At 51.1% G+C, this 23230-nt stretch carries 24 protein-coding genes and 2 pseudogenes; 1 reads left to right on the top strand and 25 read right to left on the bottom strand.

Annotation, left to right across the window (positions count from 1 at the left end; all coding sequences use genetic code 11):
* Window positions 1-28 precede the first annotated feature (28 nt).
* The 6 genes and pseudogenes from EFBL_RS21810 to EFBL_RS22060 all read right to left on the bottom strand — a co-directional run.
* Window positions 29-247 carry a monooxygenase family protein gene (locus EFBL_RS21810; RefSeq protein ID WP_165912737.1) on the bottom strand — a complete coding sequence of 73 codons (219 nt, stop codon included), beginning with the start codon at window positions 245-247 and terminating at the stop codon, window positions 29-31.
* Complete coding sequence (ubiB, locus tag EFBL_RS04070; RefSeq protein WP_096180858.1) at window positions 183-1859, bottom strand: 2-polyprenylphenol 6-hydroxylase; 1677 nt, start codon at window positions 1857-1859, stop codon at window positions 183-185. Before ubiB ends, EFBL_RS21810 begins: the two co-directional genes overlap by 65 nt.
* A 45-nt stretch (window positions 1860-1904) precedes the next feature.
* Window positions 1905-2198, bottom strand: a complete 294-nt coding sequence (locus tag EFBL_RS04065; RefSeq protein WP_096180857.1) for a phasin family protein — start codon at window positions 2196-2198, stop codon at window positions 1905-1907.
* A 22-nt stretch (window positions 2199-2220) separates the two neighbouring features.
* Entirely contained in the window at window positions 2221-2994 is a 774-nt protein-coding gene (locus tag EFBL_RS04060; RefSeq protein WP_096180856.1) for a patatin-like phospholipase family protein, read from the bottom strand.
* Between the two features lie 288 nt (window positions 2995-3282).
* Window positions 3283-3960 (bottom strand): LexA family protein, encoded by a 678-nt coding sequence (locus tag EFBL_RS04055; RefSeq protein WP_096180855.1) that lies wholly within the window; start codon window positions 3958-3960, stop codon window positions 3283-3285.
* An 82-nt stretch (window positions 3961-4042) separates the two neighbouring features.
* A pseudogene (locus EFBL_RS22060) lies at window positions 4043-4540 on the bottom strand (IS1634 family transposase); the annotation flags it as partial.
* Window positions 4541-4647: 107 nt separating this feature from the next.
* On the opposite strand from EFBL_RS22060, the gene EFBL_RS04040 reads away from it, so the two are divergent.
* Window positions 4648-5103 carry a phosphate-starvation-inducible PsiE family protein gene (locus EFBL_RS04040; RefSeq protein ID WP_096180852.1) on the top strand — a complete coding sequence of 152 codons (456 nt, stop codon included), beginning with the start codon at window positions 4648-4650 and terminating at the stop codon, window positions 5101-5103.
* A gap of 98 nt (window positions 5104-5201) precedes the next feature.
* Here the strand turns inward: EFBL_RS04040 and EFBL_RS04035 are convergent, their stop codons facing one another.
* From EFBL_RS04035 to EFBL_RS03945, 19 genes and pseudogenes are all read right to left on the bottom strand, one after another.
* On the bottom strand, window positions 5202-6446 hold the full coding sequence (locus tag EFBL_RS04035) for a Glu/Leu/Phe/Val family dehydrogenase (protein WP_096180899.1): 1245 nt from the start codon (window positions 6444-6446) through the stop codon (window positions 5202-5204).
* Window positions 6447-6514: 68 nt separating this feature from the next.
* A complete protein-coding gene (gene hypF, locus EFBL_RS04030; RefSeq protein WP_096180851.1) occupies window positions 6515-8776 on the bottom strand; it encodes a carbamoyltransferase HypF in 2262 nt (753 codons plus the stop codon).
* Between the two features lie 18 nt (window positions 8777-8794).
* Window positions 8795-9046 carry a glutaredoxin gene (locus EFBL_RS04025; protein WP_096180850.1) on the bottom strand — a complete coding sequence of 84 codons (252 nt, stop codon included), beginning with the start codon at window positions 9044-9046 and terminating at the stop codon, window positions 8795-8797.
* A complete protein-coding gene (locus tag EFBL_RS04020) occupies window positions 9039-10211 on the bottom strand; it encodes an SIS domain-containing protein (RefSeq protein ID WP_096180849.1) in 1173 nt (390 codons plus the stop codon). The genes EFBL_RS04025 and EFBL_RS04020 overlap by 8 nt, the downstream gene beginning before the upstream one ends.
* Before the next feature lie 39 nt (window positions 10212-10250).
* A complete protein-coding gene (gene hypE, locus EFBL_RS04015; RefSeq protein WP_096180848.1) occupies window positions 10251-11285 on the bottom strand; it encodes a hydrogenase expression/formation protein HypE in 1035 nt (344 codons plus the stop codon).
* A gap of 47 nt (window positions 11286-11332) precedes the next feature.
* Window positions 11333-12022, bottom strand: coding sequence for a HoxN/HupN/NixA family nickel/cobalt transporter (locus EFBL_RS04010; RefSeq protein ID WP_096180847.1), 690 nt, complete (start codon window positions 12020-12022; stop codon window positions 11333-11335).
* Window positions 12023-12047: 25 nt separating this feature from the next.
* Window positions 12048-13166 carry a hydrogenase formation protein HypD gene (gene hypD, locus EFBL_RS04005; protein ID WP_243697781.1) on the bottom strand — a complete coding sequence of 373 codons (1119 nt, stop codon included), beginning with the start codon at window positions 13164-13166 and terminating at the stop codon, window positions 12048-12050.
* A 114-nt stretch (window positions 13167-13280) separates the two neighbouring features.
* Window positions 13281-13568, bottom strand: coding sequence for a HypC/HybG/HupF family hydrogenase formation chaperone (locus tag EFBL_RS04000; protein ID WP_096180846.1), 288 nt, complete (start codon window positions 13566-13568; stop codon window positions 13281-13283).
* Between the two features lie 57 nt (window positions 13569-13625).
* On the bottom strand, window positions 13626-14726 hold the full coding sequence (locus tag EFBL_RS03995) for an NHL repeat-containing protein (protein ID WP_096180845.1): 1101 nt from the start codon (window positions 14724-14726) through the stop codon (window positions 13626-13628).
* A complete protein-coding gene (locus tag EFBL_RS22055) occupies window positions 14708-15556 on the bottom strand; it encodes a NifU family protein (RefSeq protein ID WP_096180897.1) in 849 nt (282 codons plus the stop codon). Before EFBL_RS22055 ends, EFBL_RS03995 begins: the two co-directional genes overlap by 19 nt.
* Window positions 15557-15558: 2 nt before the next feature.
* Entirely contained in the window at window positions 15559-15936 is a 378-nt protein-coding gene (locus EFBL_RS03985; protein ID WP_096180844.1) for a hypothetical protein, read from the bottom strand.
* A 46-nt stretch (window positions 15937-15982) separates the two neighbouring features.
* On the bottom strand, window positions 15983-17020 hold the full coding sequence (locus tag EFBL_RS03980; protein WP_231705679.1) for a tetratricopeptide repeat protein: 1038 nt from the start codon (window positions 17018-17020) through the stop codon (window positions 15983-15985).
* 321 nt (window positions 17021-17341) lie between these two features.
* Entirely contained in the window at window positions 17342-17788 is a 447-nt protein-coding gene (locus EFBL_RS03975) for a hydrogenase maturation protease (RefSeq protein WP_096180895.1), read from the bottom strand.
* 58 nt (window positions 17789-17846) lie between these two features.
* Window positions 17847-19478, bottom strand: coding sequence for a nickel-dependent hydrogenase large subunit (locus tag EFBL_RS03970; protein WP_096180843.1), 1632 nt, complete (start codon window positions 19476-19478; stop codon window positions 17847-17849).
* A gap of 78 nt (window positions 19479-19556) precedes the next feature.
* Window positions 19557-20519 (bottom strand): hydrogenase small subunit, encoded by a 963-nt coding sequence (locus EFBL_RS03965; protein ID WP_231705680.1) that lies wholly within the window; start codon window positions 20517-20519, stop codon window positions 19557-19559.
* Window positions 20520-20643: 124 nt separating this feature from the next.
* A complete protein-coding gene (gene hypB, locus EFBL_RS03960; protein ID WP_096180841.1) occupies window positions 20644-21339 on the bottom strand; it encodes a hydrogenase nickel incorporation protein HypB in 696 nt (231 codons plus the stop codon).
* Complete coding sequence (gene hypA, locus EFBL_RS03955) at window positions 21320-21688, bottom strand: hydrogenase maturation nickel metallochaperone HypA (protein ID WP_096180840.1); 369 nt, start codon at window positions 21686-21688, stop codon at window positions 21320-21322. The genes hypB and hypA overlap by 20 nt, the downstream gene beginning before the upstream one ends.
* Complete coding sequence (locus EFBL_RS03950; protein ID WP_096180839.1) at window positions 21681-22208, bottom strand: helical membrane plugin domain-containing protein; 528 nt, start codon at window positions 22206-22208, stop codon at window positions 21681-21683. The genes hypA and EFBL_RS03950 overlap by 8 nt, the downstream gene beginning before the upstream one ends.
* 335 nt (window positions 22209-22543) lie before the next feature.
* Window positions 22544-23049: pseudogene (locus EFBL_RS03945) on the bottom strand (NUDIX domain-containing protein).
* Between the last annotated feature and the right edge of the window lie 181 nt (window positions 23050-23230).

The raw sequence follows: 23230 nt of genomic DNA, 5'->3' as shown, positions 1-23230 counted from the left end.
CAATAATGAAGGACATTTTTACCCGATATTACCCCCTGCAGAAAAAGAAAAAGCCAAGAGGCTGACCTTCCTGAACAATAAATGTTTCGTGATAAAAACCGACTTCACCTGTGCTGGTTACCTTCTTGTTGAAGTTCCTCCATGAATTGCAGAATCTAGTCGTCAGTGTAAATAAGATAATGTTAAAACCTCCCCGACTTGAAAATTGAATATAATAACCACAAAAACATGAGTGTCGCCACCGCAAAACCAATCTCGATCGCTGGAATTTTCCATAACAACGTAGTTTGCCTGCCCAACGAGGAGCCTATTATGATTCCCACCATGATAATGCTGAAAGCCAATAAAACAATGCTGAATGACAAGCGGTTGCTGATCCGTTCCAGTTTCCTCAAAAAAAGATCAAGTTCGGGGATATCGATCTCGAGTCGTAGCCGCCCCCGCTTGATCAAAGATTTCAACTCTTTAATGTTCCCAGGAAGATTGGACAGAAACTCGCCGTATTCGGCAGCATGTTTCCATAGAATTTCGGCCACGGTCTTTGGATGAATTCGTTCCTTCAACAATTGGCGTCCGAACGGCTCTGCTATGTCAAGTATGCTAAAGTCAGGATCGAGTTTTTCGACCACCCCTTCAACTGTAAGCAGGGTCTTACCCAATAAAGTCAGGTCGGCCGGAATACGGATTCGATGTTGAAATGCCGCAGCGAAAAGGTCGTTGACAGCCTCTCCAAGACTCAGCTGACTTAACGGGACTCCGTAATATTTTTCCTTTAAATTCTCTACATCTTTTCGTAATTGGGCCATATTCACATCATCAGGAACAATCCCCATGCGAAGTATAGCTTTGATTACCCCCTCCGTACTTTGACGCATCAATGCAATAACCAGTGAGGAAAAATGGTATTTCATTTCCGGAGTAAGGCGTCCCACCATGCCAAAATCCATAAACGCGATGACCTCTCCTTGCAACACCAACACATTTCCAGGATGAGGGTCGCCATGGAAAAAACCTTCAATGAAAATCTGGCGAAAGATCGCATTTGCCAAACGTTCTGCCAGAAGTTTCTGGTTGTATCCTTTTTCAATCAGTTTTTCCGGTTCATTGAATTTGACACCTTCGATGTATTCCATAGTTAATACCTTTTTGGTGGAATAGTCCCAAAACACTTTAGGAACATAAATTTTAGGGTCATTTCTGAACTGATTGGAAATCTTCTCTGAGTTACGACCTTCGATCGTATAGTCAAGTTCGGCGCGAAGAGACTTTGAAAATTCCTCCACCATATCACGAATTTGGTATCTTTCCGCCCATTCTAAACGGTGCTCCGCAAGGATGGCCAAATCCTGGATAATTTCTAAATCGCTTTCAATAACGTTGATGATGTTGGGACGTTGGACTTTTACCGCTACATCTTCACCCGAATGCAATGTGGCCCGATGAACTTGTCCAATGGAAGCGGCGGCTAAGGGAAACTCGTCAAAGTGATGGAAAATTTCTTCCACCTTCCCGCCCAATTCCTGTTGGACAATTTCACAAACCTCTGGAAAGGAAAACGGCGGAACCCGATCCTGCAATTTTACCAGTTCCCGAACGATGTCCTCCGGAATGAGATCGGGTCGAGTGCTTGCAATTTGCCCCAATTTAACGAACGTTGGACCCAAATCTTGCAGCACAAGCCGTATCCGTTCACCAATTTTCTTCCCATCTCTTTCCTTTGGTTCAGCGAGTAATCTTTGGGGAAAGGAAAGCAAATGGGCAAAACCAATTTCCTCAACAACGATTCCAAACCCGTGACGAACTAAAGCTAGTGCGATATCTCGATAACGACTGATGTGCCGCATCCTTTTTCCAATCATCTCAACGTCCCCTTCTTAATTAGGGACCGAGTCCCCATCCTACAGCTATTGTTCTTGATTCTCCAAATTTTGTATGCGCCGATCCAATCGGTTTATGTCCTCTTTGGTGGCAATATTGAGTTCAGCCAAAATCTGTTTGATCTCCTCTCGCATCATGCGTTTCAGTTCTCGTTGTTCTTCCTCTCCTCTTTGAATCAATCGGCTAATGACTTCCTTCGACTCCTCTTGACTCATTTCACCCTTTTTAACCATCTCGTCAACAACCTTTTCCACTTGCTCCTTGCTTGTTACGGCTAGCCCGATTCCCAATGCCAGTCCTTTTTTAATCAAGTCAATCATCGCTCAACAACCTCCCTAATGTTTATTTTAGTAATTTTTTTACTTCATGAATCCTGTTTTGAGCCTCACGTTCGCCGGCTTCAATGCAATCCCGAATCTTACTTGTTTCAAAAGCCAAAATATGTCCAACTTCGGGTCGAAAAACAACATCCGCATACCGCAGATTGGCACGTCGTTGTTCTGTGGTCATAATGGCAAAAGAACGGTAGACCACTTCAAAAATATTGCGAGGTTCCTGTTCTTCATGTTCTCTTTCAACATCCACCGCCAAGACTACATCCATTCCCTGAGCACGCAGCAAATCTGCCGGAAGGTTATTCAAAACTCCCCCATCCACCAACACTTTGTCTCGATAATGAACGGGAGAAAAAATGCCTGGGACAGATGTAGTGGCTCGAATGGCTAAACTAAGACTCCCTTCGTCAAAAACAAATACTTTCCCCTTGATCAAATCTACCGAAACCGCCCGAAAAGGGGTCTTGAGCTCCTCAATTCGAATATCGCCGAGTCCTGTTTGTTCCATAAATTGAATCAGCATGGCGTATATTTTGTTCCCGGCTAAGATACCCCTTTTGCGAATTCCAATATCTACAATTCGATACGATGGAGTGGTTAGGACAAACTCCTCAATTTCCTCGATGTCGATACCAGCGGCCACCAACCCCCCAATTACTCCACCCATGCTGGTACCTGCTATAAAATCAATCGGTATTTGATGCTTCTTAAAAACTTTTAACACGCCAATATGTGCGAATCCGCGTACCGCCCCGCCCCCCAAAGCCAATCCCACTTTCATGCTTATTCTGCCCTTTCGCTACAGGATTTATATGGAAAACTCTAAATCAGCACAGACGCTACCATTTTCTGAAGACATTTTTGATTTCTTGCAGAATTTCTTTTAGGAATTCAAGAAATTCGCTCATAAATTTCAGAAAATCCTTCAACATTGTGATCTCCTTACCCTCAATTTTTATCTATGACATGCATTCTGTCCTCTTACCCTTGTCATTAAAAAACACAAATAACACAAAAGACCAAAAAATTCAACCAAATGAATGGTCAAGGTAGACACCGTTGACCACAGTCAGGCTAGAGCTTCATTAAGAAAATCGGAAAGCATTCCCCTTTCTTGATCAGAAAGGTCGGTAATCGATTTCAGATATCGTCCGACCAGTTCCGTTACCTCGATTCCAATCTCGTGGTTCATCGTTTGAATGATAGTGCCAAGGACGGTCCCCACAAACATCGTCATTCGCATTTCGTTTGTCGGGGCGTTTTGAACAAGACTGTTAATCAATGACTCGGTTCTCCCTCCCAACTTTCGGAGATATATAAGAAGAAGTCCGATGAAATACGCGCAAAAGACTACCCGCACCTGTACTTTCGGAATCTCCTCCAATACCTTTTGAATGGCATCGCTCATGCTGTACCCTTTTAAACTGTTCAGAAACTCAAGCACCTTCGTTTTTGTTTTATGCCACTCTTCCGAATTTATGATTTCAGAACGTTTTTGTTCGAACAAGCTCGAAGCTTTGATCGTCGGCAGAAAAACGATTTGGGAACGTCCTGTTTCGCCGGGATTCACAGCGTAATCACGGGTGAGATAGCCAAGCTTTTCAAGTTCCTTAAGCATGTCATATGCCGTCCATTTGCTGACGCCAAGAGCTTTCGCCAAAGTTTCGTAATGAACAGGCACGTTTGTCTTTTGGTATAAGTCGATCAACTTCTGAAGAAATTGCTTCCGACGTTCAGTCAAAATCATTTCACTCTCACCCCCCAAAAAACCAAAAAATAAATTCTGAGTCAAATATAAAACCAATTCATAACTGTTGTCAATAAATAATCCCACGAATGGAGAGCAGTTCTTGCGTCTGTTGAGACTTGCGGAGTTTGACGCCTACGACATATTCCATGTCCAGGGTACGAATTTGTTCCAAATTGGCTTCACTCGCCATTCCCCTGTCTCCCACAAGAATCACTTTTCGAACGGAGAATCGTTGCTTCAGATCCTCGATGACCATGCCAAAGGTTTTGGTGTCATGCCGGTTGCCGGGGAATACTTGATGGGCAATTGGAATGCCTTGTTTGGTCATCAGCAGACCCATGACTACCTGCTTTCGATCTCCACGATGGTCTTTGGAGTACCCGTATTGGGCAAGGTCGTCCGTTTCCTCGCCTTCAAATTAGGTGCTGGTCGTGTCATAAAACACCAAATCAAGATCCAGTGTGGTGAGATCGGTGAGCCGGCCGTAAAGTTGCTGTTCAATCAAATCTTTATGCTCAGCCAGAAAATCCAGTGCGTGGTAATAGTGGTGCAATTGGATGTCATCTAATCCCTCCGCTAGCCTATCTGAATCTGCCGTCAACATTGTTGTTGCACAACATATTATTGTTGTGTATATTGTTATATAACAGAAATGTTGGCTGTTCATTTTGGGGGGAGTGACTCATGAAAAAAAGCGTCGAAAAAGCCTATCAAATTGCAGAATTGATTATACGCGTCTTCGAAATCGGGCTGTCCTTTTTTATAGTGATTGGCATCTTCGTCGAAGGAATTTTGCACGCAAAGCGGCTGTGGAAAGTGACTTATGAAGGCGAATTGCAGTCATTTCAAATTTTTCTCGATAACGTCTTATTGTATATCATCGGTCTCGAAGTCGCTATGATGTTTGTCAAGCGTGAACCGAACATTATGGTGGACATCCTGATCTTTGCCATCGCGCGAAAAATGATCATTGATACATCAAAAGGCATCGACTTTCTGTTTGGAGCGTTTGCCATCCTTATCTTGTACATCGTCAAATGCTATGGGATCCGTTGTATTTTGCTGCCGGGATATTTCCGGCGTGCGGCAAACTCTCCGGATTCGAATCCGCATTCCTCCGACGCTCAAAGCTCGGGTTAACCGTCCAGTTTGGCCGCATCACCCTCTCTCTCCGAGAAAATGGCACAAAAAAACCGCCGGGCCGGCGGTCTCATGCCATGAATCTCCTTGTCCGCGGATTACACCCAGCCGCGGGCTTTCATGGCGTCCACAATTCGTTGCAGGGAAATCATATAGGCTGCAGTCCTCAGATCGGTCTCATACTTGTTTGCAGCTTGATTGACCGCATGAAAGCTGCGAACCATCACCTCTGACAGCTTAACGTTCACTTCTTCCTCACTCCAGTAATAATTCATCAGGTTTTGCACCCATTCAAAGTAGGAAACCGTCACGCCTCCTGCATTCGCCAAAATATCCGGAATCACCCTTGTCTTGTTGACCGCAAGGATTTGATCCGCATCCGGGGTGATCGGGCCGTTTGCCGCCTCCGCAACGATCCTGGCTTTGATCCGGTCGGCATTCTCCACTGTAATAGAGTTTTCCAGTGCGGCCGGAACCAAAATGTCCACATCCAATTCGAGCAATTCCTGGGGATCGATTTGATAATCAGAGTCATAATCCAGTATGGAGCCTTGATCTTTCAGGCGCTCTACTTTCGTAATGTCGAGCCCGTCCGGATCCAAAACGGCCCCTTTCGAATCGCTGATCGACACGATTTTGCATCCCAGTACCGACAGCAGTTTTGCCGTAATTCTCCCCACATTGCCGAAGCCTTGGATGGCGACCGTGGCATCTTGCAAAGGCCGGCCGAGTTCTTTCATCGCTTCCCTGATCGTGATGACACAACCGCGGGCGGTTGCCTCGGTTCTTCCTTTGGAGCCTCCCAAAATCAACGGTTTTCCGGTGATGACGCCGGGAGAGAACGATTTATTCAAGCGGCTGAATGTATCCATCATCCAACCCATCACTTGCGAATTCGTGTAAACATCCGGTGCAGGTATGTCTTTGTCCGGACCGATGATCTGGGCAATCGCTTCAATAAATCCCCGGCTGATCCGTTCGAGTTCTCCGGGGCTGAGATTGCGCGGATCACAGATGACTCCGCCTTTGGCACCTCCGTAGGGAAGCCCTACCACACCGCATTTAAAAGACATCCACATCGACAGAGCCTTGACTTCATCCAGTGTGACATTTGGATGAAATCGAATCCCGCCTTTGGTCGGACCGATCGCATCGTTATGTTGGGATCTGTACCCCTCAAACACCCGGATCGTACCGTCATCCATTTTCACCGGGAAGGACACTGAGAGAACCCGCATCGGTTTTTTCAATATTTCCACGATGTGCGAATCCAGGCGCAGTTTGTCTGCCGCAGTTTCAATCTGTTTCTTCGCAATTTCGTACGGATTCAAAGTTTCTGACATAATGATTTTTCCATCCTTCCCTGATCTGGTTCCCCAAAATGATTCTTGCATCAATCCACAGTCGCATCCTACCGATATCGGCATATGGCCGCCACCAACGCCGCCTGCCCCAGACTGATGCCCCCGTCATTGGGAGGTATCTGCCTCCCCAGCCATACGTTCATGGCGCTTTCCGCAAACAGTTCCTTCAGATCGGCCAGCAAAAGAGTATTTTGAAAGACACCGCCGGCCAGTACAACCGTGTCGACCCCGTGGGCTTCTCCCAAAGCAAGGACGCTTTTATATACGCCTTCTGCGATGCTCCTGTGAAACGAACGGGCAATCGCCGCCACGTCCCGTCCGTTCAAACGATCTTCGAGCAACGCATGCAATAGAGGACGATAATCGAGCTCTTTTTCATTCCACGGAAAAGGGTACACCTTTTCCACCGGAACAGTGCGGGCAAGATGTTCGAGCCAAATGGCTGCCTGGCCTTCAAAGGAAATGGCATCAGTGAATCCCAAAATGGCAGACGCTGCATCAAACAGCCGACCGACGGACGTGGTGGGAAAAGTGCGGAGTTTTTTTTTCACCAGTTTGAAGGCGGTAAAAAACCGTTCCGGAAAGGCAAGCCGTCGGCCCATATCCATCGCCAATCCCGGATCGTCTGCAAAGAAACCGGTCATCGCCTGAAGCGGTATGCGAGCCGCCGCATCGCCGCCAGGCAGCACGGCGTAACGAAGATGGCCGCACCGTTCCAACCCTTCTGCAGCACTTCCGACAAACAGCTCCCCGCCCCAGATTGCCCCATCGTCGCCAAAGCCTGTCCCGTCAAATGCCACTCCGATCACCCGTTTGTCCAGGGCCTTCCGTTCCGCCAGCACGGATGCCACATGGGCACGATGATGCTGGATGCCAAAGTGCTCGCAAGCTTCCAAACCAAGTGCAAATTGGGCGGAGCGATGATCCGGATGGAGATCATACGCCACGACCGTTTCCGACAATGGGACGTCATACATCGACATCAGGTCGAAGACGGTCTGTTCAAACGCCGTATACGCCTCGTACCGCGTCAGATCCCCCAAATGTTGGCTGATGATCGCTTGCCCTTTGACGACCAGAGTAACGGTATTTTTCAAGTCAGACCCGACAGCAAGAATGGACCGTTCTCCGGGAAATTGAGTGACAGGAAGCGGGGCGTACCCCCTCGCCCGGCGGAGTACTGTGGGGCCGAATGCACTCACACGGACGACGGAATCGTCGACGAAGCGGGCAATGGGACGCTCCCCGATGAGCCAAGCGTCGGGAAGTCCTTGAAGCTCTTCCACAGCATCTTCGTCTTTATAGACGATCGGTTCACTGGAACGATTGGCGCTCGTCATCACGAGTACAGGCGGCGCACCGAAATGAAACAACAAATGATGAAGCGGCGTATACGGGAGCATTACTCCCAAGTCGGTATTGTCCGGGGCCACGCCCGGGAGTGACCGGTGTGCCCGGGCCAACACGATGGGACGGGCCGAAGACACAAGGAGTGCTTCTTCTTCGGGGGAAAGATCAATAAGCGTTCGCGCCGTCTCGATGTCTTTTACCATCAGGGCGAACGGTTTCGCCCCGCGGCGCTTCCGTTCCCTGAGTGTCCACACTGCCTGGCTGTTTTCTGCATCGCACGCCAGGTGATACCCGCCAAGCCCTTTGATCGCCAGGATGCGTCCTTCGCGGAGAAGTTGGGACGTTTGTTCGATGACTTTGTCATCTCCTCGCATCTCGCCGCCCTGCCACCGCATGTAATAATGAGGCCCGCATTCGGGACAGGCGGTTGGTTGCGCGTGGAACCGGCGGTCGGTCGGCTCATGATATTCAGCTGAACAAGCCGCGCACAGGGGCCACACTTTCATCGTCGTATAGGGACGGTCATACGGCAGGCGTTGTATCACGGTATAACGGGGACCGCACTCCGTGCAATTGATGTACGGATACAGATAGCGGCGGTTTGCAGGATCGAACAACTCGCTTAAACACGCCGGACACACGGCAAGATCGGCAGGGATGTACACCGTCGGCCGATCATTGCGAATGCTTTCACGGATTTGAAAATCGGGCAACCCTTCCACATCTGCGTCTTCGATTTCCAGACCGGTAACCTGGGCTAACGCAGGAGGACGTGTCGTGATTTCTTGAAGAAACGACTGGAGGGCATCTGCGTCCCCTTCCAAATGAATCTCGACGCCCCTTTCCCCGTTGAGCACCCATCCACTGAGCTCCCACCGCTTGGCCAAACGAAAGATAAAGGGGCGGAACCCGATCCCCTGGACAACGCCATAGACGCGAATCCGACGTGCCGTCTTCATAACCAGCCACCCACCTTTTTACTTAGACGCATCTTCCGCGGAAGAAGGGCGTGCCACAATGCAGCCTCGTCCCAAATACCCGATTTGAATGACCCGTTCGTCTTCCGCCAGTACAGGAACAGTGGTTCCACCTGTCAAAGCGATCAGCCGTCTTAACGCCTCCCGGTCTTCTTCCACGTCATATTCTGCAAACTCCTCCCCGTCCCACAGCAAAGATTCCCGCAGATCCTTCGTGTAGGGGCATCCTTTCGTGCCAAAAAGTTCAAGCATCCTTTACCAGCTCCTCCAGACCTTCACGGATGATGTGATAAACGCTTGCTTGTGCTTCCTGGATGCGCGGAATGTAGTCGGAGCGAATGACGATGGGAATGTCCGCCAAGCCGTTTCGGACGATCTCGCCCCCGTCGTAGCCGAGAAGGGCCATCGTCGTCAACCCGCGTCTTCTCGCCTCCGCCAGGGTCATGAGCACGTTTTTCGAGCCACCGCTGGTGGAAATCGCAATGACGACGTCGTTGGCTCCGGCTTGGGCAATAAGTTGACGCAAAAAAATGACCTCCGCCCCCACGTCATTTGCCAACGCCGAGAGAATCGCCGGTTCCATGGCCAAAGAAACGGCTGGATAGGGTCTCATCCCTTTAGGCGGGAGCGTCATATCCAATGCCCAGTCGTTGGCATCGGTGGCGGATCCGCCGTTGCCGAAGACAATCAGTTTTCCTCCCCGGTCAATCTGCTCAGCCAGGGTGTGAATAGCTCGGACAATCTGTTCCGATTCTTCTTCCGCCACTTTTTCCCGTAACTGTTCCACGTCTTTCGCCTTTTCCTCGATCGATCGGGCCACTTCGGTTACGACACGCGACATGTCTTGCCTTTCAGATCCGAGAAACGGATATAAAAACGATGCTTCCCCTGCTTCCCGGCCAAGTTCCCGATGTTCAAAAAAGACGTGAACCGTCTCCCACAAGGTATGATACAAAATCTCGATCAATTCTTGTTGAATAAACGGATCCTCGTCCGGCGGCGCCACAGCGTAATCGCCGGTCCTCCCCGGCAAAGCAAACGTTTGCGCGCCCTTTGACCGGGCAAAGGCCAACGCCTCATCCACCGCTGCGTCCCCTTCCGGAGGCGAAAACCCCATCACGATGTCCTCCGGTCGGATGATCGTTTTTACCCATTCAGAAAACGCCATGGATAGATCCAGAGCGGGAAGCGCCCGTTTGCCGACGATAACGGGGTGCACAAACTCGACGGAAACGTGCTGTGCGTCGGTCGCATATGCCCCACGGCCAAACGCAAGAAGGCGTCCGCCGTTGAGGAACCGTACGGCCATTTCCTGACATGCTCGCGCAAGCCGTTCCGATTCTTTGGGGAAAAAGCGCCGCGAGGCCTCGTTACGCGAATAAAGGCGTTCCTTTACCCATATCGGGAAACGTTCCATAACCAGATCCCTTCCTCTTAGATCCCTTCCTCTTATCTGTTAGCAGATACGCGGCAACGGATCACCCACAAGCATATCAATGACCCGCGTACCTCCATACCGGGACCGCGCCAGGACGACTCGATTCGGTTCTTTCTGGATTTCTCCGATGCGCCGCGCCTCCTCCCCGCCTGGTACACGTTTGAGAGCGTCGATCGCGATTTCGGCATATTCCGGAGAAACAATGGCCACAAACTGCCCTTCATTGGCAATGTGGAGTGGATCCAGGCCTAAAATTTCACAGGCACCGCGCACCGCTGGACGTACCTGAATCGCTTCCTCGTCCAGCACGACGGCAACCCTGGCATCTCGTGCCAATTCGTTTAACGCTGTCGCCAGTCCGCCCCGCGTCGGATCACGCATCCACCTCAGTCCAGGCGCCGCAACCTCGATGAGAGCCGCCACAAACGGCCACAGCGGGCGCGTATCCGAGGTGAGATCCGCTTCCAAATCCAGTTCTCCCCTGGCCAGAAGGACTGTGATCCCGTGATCCCCTATCGGTCCTGACAGAATCACCTGATCACCGGGTCGAACGTTTTGAGCCGAAAGATGGACGCGTGGATCTGAGAGACCAATACCTGCAGTGGTAATGTACAGCCCGTCCGCCTTCCCGTGTTCCACCACCTTCGTATCGCCCCCCACCACGGGCACTCCGGCACGCTGCGCCGCCTTGGCCATGGCCACCACTTCCCGTTCCAGTTCGGATGCGGCCAAACCCGCTTCTAAAATCAGCGTGGTAACCATCGCCAACGGTTTGGCGCCGCCCATGGCCAAATCGTTGACCGTCCCGTTTATGGCGATTTCCCCGATGGACCCGCCTGGAAATACAAGCGGCTTCACCACATAGCTGTCCACCGTAAATGCCAATCGCCGGCCATCCGCGTCAACATACGCCGCATCGTTCAACTCCGTCAACGTGTCTTTCATCAAGTAAGGAACCAACAACCCCTCGATAAGCCGTCGGCTGGCTTTCCCGCCGGCGCCATGGGCCAACTCAATGTGGGGATCGGTAAAATGCACTTTGGTGGTCTTCATAGAGATTTCTCCCCTTCATCCATAGCAGAATATTTTTGAACGAGTTCTTATGCCAACAATTCGGGCAGGATCGTCCAGATCATATAACCACCAAAGAATAAGCTGACAAAACCCGCCACCGTCCGAATGCCGGTGTGGACAGCGACCCGCTTGGAAGCCATCGTAAGGGCTGGCGCGGCAATGAACAGCGTCATGGCAAACATCCCTAGGGTCGTACCCAAGGCGAAAAGCAGGAGCCAAAGAATTGCCATCCCCAGGCTTGGCGAAGCCTGCATGGCCAACACTGCGACAGCGCCGCTTCCCGCGAGGCCGTGCACCAGACCGAACCCAAAGGTGATCCATTGACGGCGTTCCAACTTCACCGTCGGGTGGCGATGGCCGGGACGATGAAAATGTCCATGCACCGTTTTATTGTGGGAATGGACATCGAAATGGACACGTTCTTCGATCACGCGCCGGAGCGTAACCACGCCCAGTAACACCAGAAGAATAGCTACACCCAAGTCGGTGAATTGTTCAAATTGAGGAGCCAACTCTAAATGCAAAATTAAAAGAGGGAGCCCCACGAGGGCGATGGGAATCAAGTGACCGACCCCCCAACTGAAGCCAAGCCACGCGGCAGGCCAAAGTCGCCGTTCTTCAGAAACCAGGGTAGAAACAGCCACCACATGATCCGGGTCTAATGAATGACGTATACCGAGAAAAAGGGCTATTCCGAGCAGAACCAACCCATCCATTGCTGTATCTCCTTTCGATTTTGAACTACTCGCCCACCGCCTGACGCAAATGGACGTGATGGTAATATGCGGCGCATGCCCCTTCTGACGACACCATGAGGGCGCCCACAGGGTGTTCAGGCGTACATTCTTTGCCAAACAATTTGCATTGATGCGGTTTCAGCACCCCTTTTAACACTTCACCGCATTGAGCCGCCTTGGGATCGGTGACGCGAACGCCTTCGACTTGGAAGTGAACTTCCGCATCCCACCGGGAGAATTCGGGTCGCAGTTTCAAAGCCGACTGGGAGATGAAGCCGAGACCGCGCCATTCGAAGAAGGGCCGGACTTCAAAGACTTCGTTCATTGCTTTGAGCGCGGAAATGTTCCCATCCGAAGGGACAACGCGGCTGTACTGATTTTCTACTTCAGAACGGCCTTCCCGCATCTGTTTGACCAGCATGAGGATGGATTGCAATAAATCCAGCGGCTCAAAACCGGAGATGACCACAGGTTTTCCGTAATTTTTTGCGATAAATTCATAAGGACGAGCGCCGATCACCGCAGAGCAATGGCCAGGTCCAATAAATCCGTCGATACGCATATCCGGAGAATCCAGGATCGCGCGTATCGCCGGCAGAATGAGCACATGATTGGAAAAAACGAAAAAATTCGGCACATTGAGTTCGCGGGCGCGCAGGAGCGTCAGCGCCGTGGACGGAGCCGTCGTTTCAAAGCCGATGGCAAACAACACCACTTTCCGATCGGGATGATCGATGGCAATCTTTAAAGCGTCCAAGGGAGAGTAAATCATACGGATATCGGCTCCCTTGGCCCGGAGTTCCAATGGGGTTCCCAGCCGCCCCGGAACCCGCATCACGTCACCGAAAGCGGTAAAGATCACATCAGACTGTCGGGCAATGGACAAGCCGTCGTCCATACGACCCATGGGAAGGACACATACAGGACATCCCGGCCCATGGACCAGTTCGATGTTTTCCGGCAGCAGGTTCTGCAACCCGAATCGGAAAATCGAAAACGTATGACCTCCGCAAACCTCCATAATACGGTAGTGGTAATTCGGATCGACGAGACGACGGATTTCTTCCGATGTCTTGAGAATCAATTCCGAATCGCGAAACTCGTCAACATATTTCATCGTCATAACCCCACCTCCAATACTCTGCCTAACGCTACGTCCATATGAACCAACAAGATCTCCCCGGGTTGGATGTCGGGGACAAAGTAAATGGCAAGACTCACTTCCTTCGCCATTCCTTCACCCTTCTTTCCCATGTTCATCAAACCGGTACCCCATTACCTCCTGCATGGCCTCGTCTGACTCTCCCAACATTCTGAGCAGTCTCAACTGTTCATTTGCTTGTTCCTCACTGATTTTGCTCATGGCAAATCCCACATGGATGAGCACCCAATCTCCAAGACGGATTCCTTCATTTTTCAGCAGGCCAATGTTAATTTTTCTTCGCACGCCGGAAACGTCCACCATGGCATAATGATGATCATCGTCAAAAAGCTCCACAATTTGTCCGGGAATAGCCAAGCACATGGAACACGTCCCCCCTTTTTAGATTTCGCCAATAAACATTTTCTCAGCATTCACCGTTTATGAAAATTCAACCCGCCATACCATGACACGGTTATTTCCGGAATCGGCAATCGCCAGACGGTTCCGATGAAACCAGATTCCATAAGGCCAACATAAAGTGTCCCATGCCACAGCCTGCCAACGGTTTTCTCCCGATCCATCGAAGTCGGTCTGGCCGATCACGTGGGACGCAGGATGATACGCTCCTTCTCGCGGCAATCCGGTATAAAGAAGAACACGGCTGTTGGCCGTATCCGCCACCGCAAGCAGATCGCCGAATAATGCAATCCCGTAGGGAAACCGGAACCGCCGGGGACCTTGGGGAACATGCGGGAGTTCGAATGACCCGGTGAAATCTTTTTGTCCGAGCACAAGCTCGGCGGGCCGGTCCTTCTCGGGGGGTGGCGTGTAGCCCAGCACACGATGGTTGCCGGCATCGGCCACAAACAGCGTCCGGCCATCGCCGGCAAGAGCGTGCGGCCAGCGGAACGTGTCCTCCCCCACACCCTTTCCCCGGTTTTCACTGTTTAAGTAAGCATCCGGCTGACCGAGAACAAGATCGGGATCGCGTCTGTCTTCCGGGATGCCTCTCCACCCCAAGACCCTGCGGTTCCCCGTGTCGGCCACGTAAAACCAGCCATCAATCCAGGCGAAACCATAAGGCCAGTAAAATCCCGTCGGGCCGACTTCGCCTCCCCGGTTCGGAGCCGTGCCGGCCAAATCCGGCTGACCAAGGACATGATCGGGAGGCTGGTCGTTTTCTTCCGGCAACCTATCCCAGATGAGAAGACGATGGTGCCATGCGTCCGCGACAAACAAGCGCCCTTCGATCACCGCCACACCGGTCGGAAGGTGAAACAATCCGGGCCCCTCCGTCTCAAAATCGGCCTGTCCCAAAACGACGTCAGCCGGTGCATGATCGTTCCCGGGCCAACCGTACCAAATCAGCACCCGATGATTGCCGCTGTCAGCCACCACGATGACGTCATCGTCCATATACACCCCCCTCGGCGCATACAGATGAATCCGGTTCGGCCGGGCCGGCGGAAGTGCAAGTCCTCCGGGAGCTGTTCCCCCCAGCCAACGCTCGGGGTAAGCGGTCAACCTATCCGTACCCATATCCACTGATCCTCCACTCGTACCGGAAACGGTTCCAACTGCATATGGGGGGCCGTGATACATTCCCCGGTTGACAAATTAAAACGAAAACCGTGCCACGGACAGGTAATCGCATTTCCGTCCACGAGCCCCCCGTCGAGAGACATCCCCATATGGGGACACTGATTCCGGAAGGCCATCACCTTTCCATCTATGCGCACCAGCAAGATGTCGCACTCCTCAAGGGACACCCGGACCTGCCGCCCTTCTTCCAGCTGCGAAATGGACGGACCTCTCAACCATCCATTTTGTTCCAGGTTTCCGGCATCATCGAGAACGGGCAACAGCATATAGCCGGTATCAACTTCCTCCTCCGCCATGACCACCTCTTCAATCTCCGGAATGCGTGCTTTGATTGCTTCCTCGACTCCGTCTTTCAACGTCTTGGCTGACATGGAACAGCCGGAGCATGCGCCGTGCAGGCGGACGTACACCGTTTCCCCTTCAACTTTCACCAACTCCACGTCGCCGCCGTGAGAGCGCATATAGGGACGTACTTCTTCGAGCACTACAGCAACGCGGGTGAACAGATCCTGCTTGATGATCCCATGCATGAAAAGCATGGCATAAACGGCTGAATCTTCCACCGCTTTCAGCAACAATCCCTTGCCCGCGTCCGTTTCACGAATGGTTCGGACAAGCTTACGAAGGGCATGTTCATGAAACGCCTCAATGGCCTTTTTTAATTCCAGCGCCTTCGCGCGTGTATCCTCCGGCAGCTCTTTGATCGAGTCCAACACCCGGTCCACGTGTTCGGCCAGGGCCTGGAAGTCCTCCTGCTCGACTCTCATCGTCAATCACCTCCAAACGCCAATGTCTGCTCCAGCACTTCTTCGGTTTTATTCTGCAGCAAGGTGGCAAAAGTCTGTCCGGCCATCTTTTGCAGCATCTCCCCGACTGTGCCGCATTCAAGTATAGAGGTTGGATCGGAGAGACGTTGATTGGACAATGCTTCTAAAATCAAGCACGCCCCAGCCGAATTATCCAAGAGGGCATCACGGAAAAACACGTCCACAAATTCTTGCAACCATACGCCCTCTCCATGAGGGTCCGTGCGGAGTCTATGCAGCGCGTTTTGTGCCCCTTCGTTGCGCTGGATGATACGTTCACTAAATCGATCAACGGCCATGGCCAACAAAAGATTGAAGTACTGTTGCTCATGGAGATCCATGAGACACGCCCCCTTCATTCGGTTACACCTTGTGTCCTGCCTCGTCTCACGTTGTTTCCGTCGATGTCGTTTCCGCCCGTTTGCGTGCAATTTCAGCCAAAATGGTCTCTACAGCCTCTGCCGCATCATGTTCACCCTCTGCCCGGAACAGGTGACATGCCTTCTCCAGGCGGGGTACCGCCCGGGAAAACGCACCCAAATGTGCCAAGGCATTTCCTTGGTTGGCCAGAACCCGGGCATATCCAGGCGGATCGTCCTCAGGGCGGCGGACTCCAAGCACGTCTTCATATAGCGCCACAGCTTCCCAAAGGTTTTCTTCCGGGTGAGACGTTTTCACATGCTGCAAAGCGTTGGCCAGATTGATGGTTGCGCTTGCCCAAAGCTCCGGATGTGTGTCTTTTTGAAAAATGCGCAAGGCTTCCCGCAGCGACTGTATGGCGACAGCAGTGCGCAAACTGGCGCCGCGGTCCAAAGAGGGCATGGCCAGATACGCCAAGGCCAGATTCATATGCACCATCGCATAAGCTTCGGGATGCGTGTCCCTTTGATAGACTTTTAACGCCTCATGGTAACATTTGACCGTTTCCAGGAGAGGGCCTTTCCGCCCATTGGCGTCACTTTGATACGCAGTTCCCAACTGAAACCAAAGTTCTGCCCGGGCTTCCTGGAAGGAAGAGGAATCCAAAAGCTTGATGGCGCTGCGGTATCCCTCCACCGTATCCTGTCCATGATCACCAAGCATCTGTTTCGTAGCCGCCCATTCTGCCTGGAGCCTGGAGGAAAAAACCGGCGACACATCCTTGACCGTGTTGGCCGCTTCCAGAAGGATGTCGAGTCCATTTGACCAATCGTTTTGTTGAATCGCCTCATAGGCCTGGGTGGCCAGCAGAAACGCCCGCACTTCCCCGTCGGTGTTGGCATAAGGAGGAGGCGTATCGAGCAAACCAAGACGCCATGCCACAGCGTCCAAAAGCAGGGAAACGTCCCCATTGAGCGCTTGTTTGGCCAAAGTATAGGAGTGGATCTGCGGCTCCAGGATAAAACGGTTGTACAGTCCTTCCGGGCTGTTCGGCAATAACGCCAAGATGTCCTCCTCGTCTCTCCCCTCAATGGCTGCAGAAAAAAAGCGCCAGTCATCCGGCCAAACGTCAGGAAGATAACCACGGAGGAGATACGTTAAAAGATTGTCTGCTTGTGGAACAGACGGTAAAAGAAAAAAGCCTGCTATTCCAGGAAAAACGCCGATCGGTTGCGGCCGCAGCACAGTTCCCCCTCCCCGCTGTTTATAATTCAAATCTATGATGCGGTATTTGAATGAAAAAGAGGGATGCGAAGCGTGCCAAGCTTTTCATCCCATCCCGCATCGTGAACCCCTGATGATTCAAGTTTCATCCACTTTCTTCCCTCACAAACGCTGGAGCAGCTCCTCTGCCAAACGGTCTGTGGCGGCTTCCACCGCGGGAGACAAGCCAAACCCGTGGGACAAGTTTTCTGCTTCGACGAGGAAGACCGTCACTTTTTTCGGGAAGCGGTCTTTAAGCAGCCAACGTCCCACGGCAATTGCGTTATCCCAACGAAAATCGTGGAGATTGGCATTTTTTAGAGGGGGCGCTTCTACTTCCTCTCCGGGAACTTCAAAAATTGTACCCGGTTCAGCTCCTGTCTTGCAGACGTCAACCAGGATTAATTCCTCTGCATCCCCGATCTGAAAGGTCACATCCATACCGGCCGTCCCGCCATCAGCCAAGCGCACTCCCGGGGGAACCCCATGCTCCCACAGTTTTCGGATCAGCATCGGACCCGCCCCGTCATCGCTGCGCAGTAAATTGCCGCATCCAATAATGACGGTCACTTCCATTCCTCCTTCTTTCAATGCAGCCGGTTCATCTCCCAAGAATTATCGCGTCGCCTTAGATCTTGATGACCTCATATTTGGCCAATTCTTTATGCGACTTGGCGTCGTAAGCATGAACGGTACAGACCAGGCACGAATCGTAGCTTTGCGCAAGATGGGCCAGTTCGACCGGATCTTCAGGATTCCTGACGGGCACGCCGATCATGGCCGTCTCGATGGGCCCCCGCTGGCCGTGGCGATCCCGCGGGCTGATGTTCCAAGCAGTCGGTGTGACAACCTGATAGTTTTCGATCTTTCCGTCCTTGATGTGAATCCAGTCAGCCAGCGCACCACGGGCCGCTTCTGTAGCCCCAAACCCGCGCCCTTCCGGCAGTTCTTTCGGCTTAATGTAAAATTTCTCATTTAAATCGATCTGCTTCAGCCACTCGTGCATGCGCAAATAATACTTGGCCGCTTCGTGCACACGAGCCAGAACCCGCACCATCGCACTGGGCCCGACTTCCTTGATTATATTTAAAAAGAGAGGATCATAATCTTGCCATTTTTCGGCTCCCGGTCGACCAGCCATCACTTGTCGGGCCAACGGCCCAACTTCCATTGGAATCTCCCCAACGCCCGGAAGGTCATACCGCGGCGCTTTGGCAAAGGTATATTTCCCTTCTTTTTGCCCCTCTACCGGATCAACGGGTTCAGTTACCCCTTCAAACGGGTGCAGGGAACCGGATCCTCGATAGAAGGAATGAGTGTGGTCCTCACGTACACGAGCTTGATCAAAATCGTGGTATTCCTCTCCGTCAAACACTCCGGAACGGGCAATTAACGCCTCGTTGCGACCCTCAATGGTAGGATAGCGGTATTTCTGGGGATGGAAAAAGTTCCCCGCCGCTAAATAACGTCCCGGACCCGCCCCGTATTTGTCCAAGCCGATTTCCATACCGTATCGAATGAATAATCCAAGGTCGGAATCTCGGTGCTCAGGTTTCTCATCGAGCCATGCCAGAACGTCTGCCCAGGTTTTGTTTTCCAACCATCGTTCAACGGACGAGCCGAGGAAAATTTTCTCCAGCCAATTTTCACGATAATATTCCAAAATCGAAATGGAACGGGTAATGTCGGACAGTGAAGGAGCACTTACCACACCTCCAGGAACCATGAAGCTGGAATGGGGCCATTGTCCGCCGAAGATCGCATAAATTTCCACAGGTTTGGCCGAGACGGTGACACCAATTTCATAATGCTCCCCCTCAAATGGGGCCCAACGGCGAACCACTTCATCGTACAGTTTGGAAGAGGCATAGTTTTGATGCGTCAAACCGATGGCGAACAGCGCATAGAACCAGCGAGGAATGCTCTGGATCGTTTCGGCTGCCTGGGCAATGTTGCGAATAAGCGTCGCGTTGGGCGGTACTTCCGTACCCCAGGCTGTATCTAACGCATAGACTGCCTTGGTAAGATGGCTGCCGCCGCAAATGCCGCAGATCCGTGGGGTGACAATAAGACCCGCCAGTGGATCTTTTCCTTTCAGAATCATTTCAAATCCACGGAACATGGTGGCTTCCGTCCAGGCATCCACCACGACCCCATCTTCAACAATCACTTTAACGTCCAAATCACCTTCCACTCGTCCAAGCGAATGGACTTTGACTTCCATTTTTTGGCTTTTAAACATCGTTTCTTGCTTATTCATACTGTTAAACCCCACCTTTAAAATGGTTTTCCCTGAAAAGAGACATGTAGGGGTAAATCATCCTGAATCCTTATCTGTTTATGGAACAAACATATCTTCCTTCGCCAATTTTGGCGCCACCGTCCGGGCCATTGCCGCATTGACGGAGTAGCTTAACGGGTCGGTCCCTGTCGGCACTTCCTTAGGAATGGAGCCAAGAACCTTTTGTGTCTTGAAGACCGTACCCGGTGCCAAATCGAAGTAGGGGAACTGAGGTTCCGTACAACCGATGCAGGGCATTCCAGCCCGGGTCTTCGAAGATTGACGGTTCCAGAGAATGCGATTGCATGACGAACGGGTCATTGGACCCCGGCAACCTTGTTCATAGAACAAACAGCCTTTCCGCGTACCCTGCCCGAACTCTTCCACAGGCTCCTTCCATTCAAAGAATTGATTACGGGTGCACCCGCTATGGGTAAATGTCTTAAAGAACGTTTGCGGCCGCTGCAAATCGTCTAACTGGACGTCTCCCACGCGGCCTGTGGCAACGGCGACGAGAACCTGCGAAACCCAATCGGGGTGTATCGGGCAACCGGGAATATTGATCACCGGCAATCCCGCTTTTGAACGGAAATGAGATCCGAGAAATCCGCCGCGTTCCTCCTTCAGATATTGGAGGCCTGTCGATTCTGACGGATTGGGTTTTGTTGCCGGAATTCCGCCCCAACATGCGCAGTCGCCAACGGCCACAACGTACTGGGCTTTCTTGGCAAATTCCAAAATCCAATCTTTCTTCGGGCGATCAAAAAGCATATCGTAGTGCCCGGTTCCGTTCGGCCCCTGAATGACGGTCCCCTCGAAAACAAAGATATCCAATGGGACTTCATCATTTAGGATTTGATCGAACAAACGGTGCACCTGGTCGCCAAATTCCATGGACAGCGAATGATGATAAAGAATGTTGATGCCGAAATCGGTGATCAAATCAATCACTGTCGGTTCTTCGGCATTCAAAAACGATTGGGTGTTCCCATTGCATGCACCACCGTGCATCCAAAGCACGTTCGCCAATTTCCGCACCTCCAAAAAAATGTTTTACGCGACATGTTTTGCCCGAGTCTGCATCGACACCGGGCGTGAAATAGACAAAAAAGTCCGAAATCAAAAAATATGAAACCATTGCCGATCACAAGGAACCGGTCGCTTTTTCAAACGCTTCCCTGTCCGCCTCCAGGCGGGTTATCCATTCGTCGATCCCTTCCCCGGTGCGTACCGAAACTTCCAGAACGGGGATGCCTGACCGGACATCGTTAAGCGCTTCATAGAAGCGTTCCCGCTGAAATTCCACCGCCTCAGCCAAATCAATCTTCGTAATGATCGCCAGGTCGGCACTGTTGACGATGGTGGGATATTTCACCGGCTTGTCTTCGCCTTCGGTCACGGAAAAGAGAACGACACGCTGATTTTCCCCCAAATCGTAGCTGGCAGGACAAACGAGATTGCCAACGTTTTCGATAAAGAGAAAATCGATCTCGTTTAAATCCCACCCTTCCAGGGTTCTCTCAATCATGTCCGCTTCCAGGTGACAAACTGTCCCCGTGATGATTTGACGCACTTTCGCCCCGCTTTGACGCAGTCGTTCCGCATCGTTTTCCGTGGCCAGGTCACCCACCAGCGCCGCTGCTTTATGCCGTTTCCCAAGACGGCTGAGCAATTCTGTAAGCAGTGTAGTTTTCCCGGCCCCAGGGCTGGAGACCAAATTGACCACATAGACGCCGGTCTCCTGAAACCGCTTTCGCAAATCCCGTGCAAGTAGGTCATTTTTCTTAAGTACGTTCTGGCGAATTTCAACAATCCGGGGGCTAATTGTCGTCTCCTGCATCTTCTTCACCTCCTTCTAAGGCATACAATTCCATCTCGCGTCCCTCAATCACTTGGCCTGTTTTTGTTCCGCACAGTGGACAGCGCATGGGAAACGGTTCAGGCAGAACACGGGCTTCCCGGCAATTCGGACAGAAGATTTTTACAGGAACGTCCTCAATCACAAGCCTTGCTCCTTCAAGCGGCGTTCCTTCAATCACCACATCAAAGGAAAATTCCAAGGCTTCTTTTACCACACCCGACAAGACACCAAGTTTCATGTAAAGCGCTTGTACCCGCCTAATCCCGGAATTTTCCGCCGCTTCGACTGCCAATTCAACCAGACTGTGAGCTATGGACAGTTCATGCATCGCCTAGCTCCTTCGATAAATTACGCGCAAAATGGAGAACAAAATTGAGAGCCGGCTGCAGCTCCGGTTCAGTCAATGCCCGCATGAGTCCTAAGAGTCCGATGCGTTTCGCTCCCGTCTGGGACGCTTCTGTAGAAGCCTGGATCATTGAACGGGACACCTTGCCAACCAATTGCACCGCACGCACATCCAAAACGTCGGATTTGAACAACTCTTGAACTTGGGGCGAATCGAGAAACTCCTGCATCCGGCGCACAGCGGCAAGAGCTTGTTCTAAACGTGCCACGTATTCGGGCTTGGACAAACTTTGTCGCATCATCACCACGACATCATTGATCGAATCTGCGATTTCAGGCCCACGACGCAGAAAATTTTCCAACATGTCAAGGAAAAATGTGACATTCTCCAGCTTGTCGAGCAGGCGTACCAGATGCTCGATCGTCTGCGGATCCGACAGTTTCTCTACCAAAAGTTGATCGATCGGCGCCTCCGCGACAGCTCCTATTCTAATTTCTGTCATGGAACCCCCTCCTTTCGTGGTAATTTAGTATAGAGAAAAAAGCGCATCCTTCCGGAAAATTATACGCTTTTTCTCTTTACGTATTACTAGCGTTTAGTTTGCTGACAATGGAAATAGACTGAATTGAATTAATAATATTTGAATATTGACAATATACTACCGCACAAAGATTTCATCCGTCAATCAACTAGTTGGATTTGCTTTTATGTGAAAAAAATACCAATCTACTGTGATTTCGACCTGCTACGTGTTGTCCCAGACGCATGCGGCACCCGTGTTCATTATTAATATAGGATTGAACTATCGATCCCCGTTTTAGTTCAATGAAAACCCAATCACATATCTTCACTCGTCTGGTTTCCTAAAGGTGGTTTCTGAAAGAAGGTACTTTCTGTTGCCTTGGGATAAAAAATCTCTTTGGGGTATGGGAACTGAAGATCAGGCATAGCAGAAGGGTTAAAGTACCTAAAATCCGCCGATTCACCGTCGATCGCGTGCAGCGTTCCGCTTTCAACTTCACATTCAAAAACGAAGGTGACATATTCAACTTGGTTTCCGTCAGGATAAATCCATCGAAAATCCTTTCCACCAAATACTCCAAGTAAGTGTTTGGGACTCACCTTTAATCCCGTTTCTTCCCACACTTCACGAATAACTGCTTCAGCAGGTGTTTCGCCGAGTTCAATCGCACCAGCGGGTATGCTCCATATATTGCTGATGGCATCAAGCATTAAGAGAATTTCACCTTGGTCATTACGGATAATTGCTGCCACGCTAGGACTGAAAATGAGTTCAGTTTCAATTTTTTTCGTAGTTCTTTGTAATAATCGGAAATTGGCATATCCCGCACCTCCATAAGGAATGTAGTCCATTTCAAGTTGTACTTTTTTTCTTAAAAACACTCATGAGAGCCGCACCTTAAATTTCCATCTATCCTGAAAATTAAAGGCCACAGACTCACGTAAAAAGGCAATACCAAACTAAGCCCCCTAAGCCCATTGTTAATAAATGGTTGGTGGGTT

The organism is Effusibacillus lacus (assembly GCF_002335525.1).
GTDB classification, from domain to species: Bacteria; Bacillota; Bacilli; order Tumebacillales; family Effusibacillaceae; genus Effusibacillus; species Effusibacillus lacus.
This window is presented reverse-complemented; position numbering and strand designations above follow the sequence as displayed.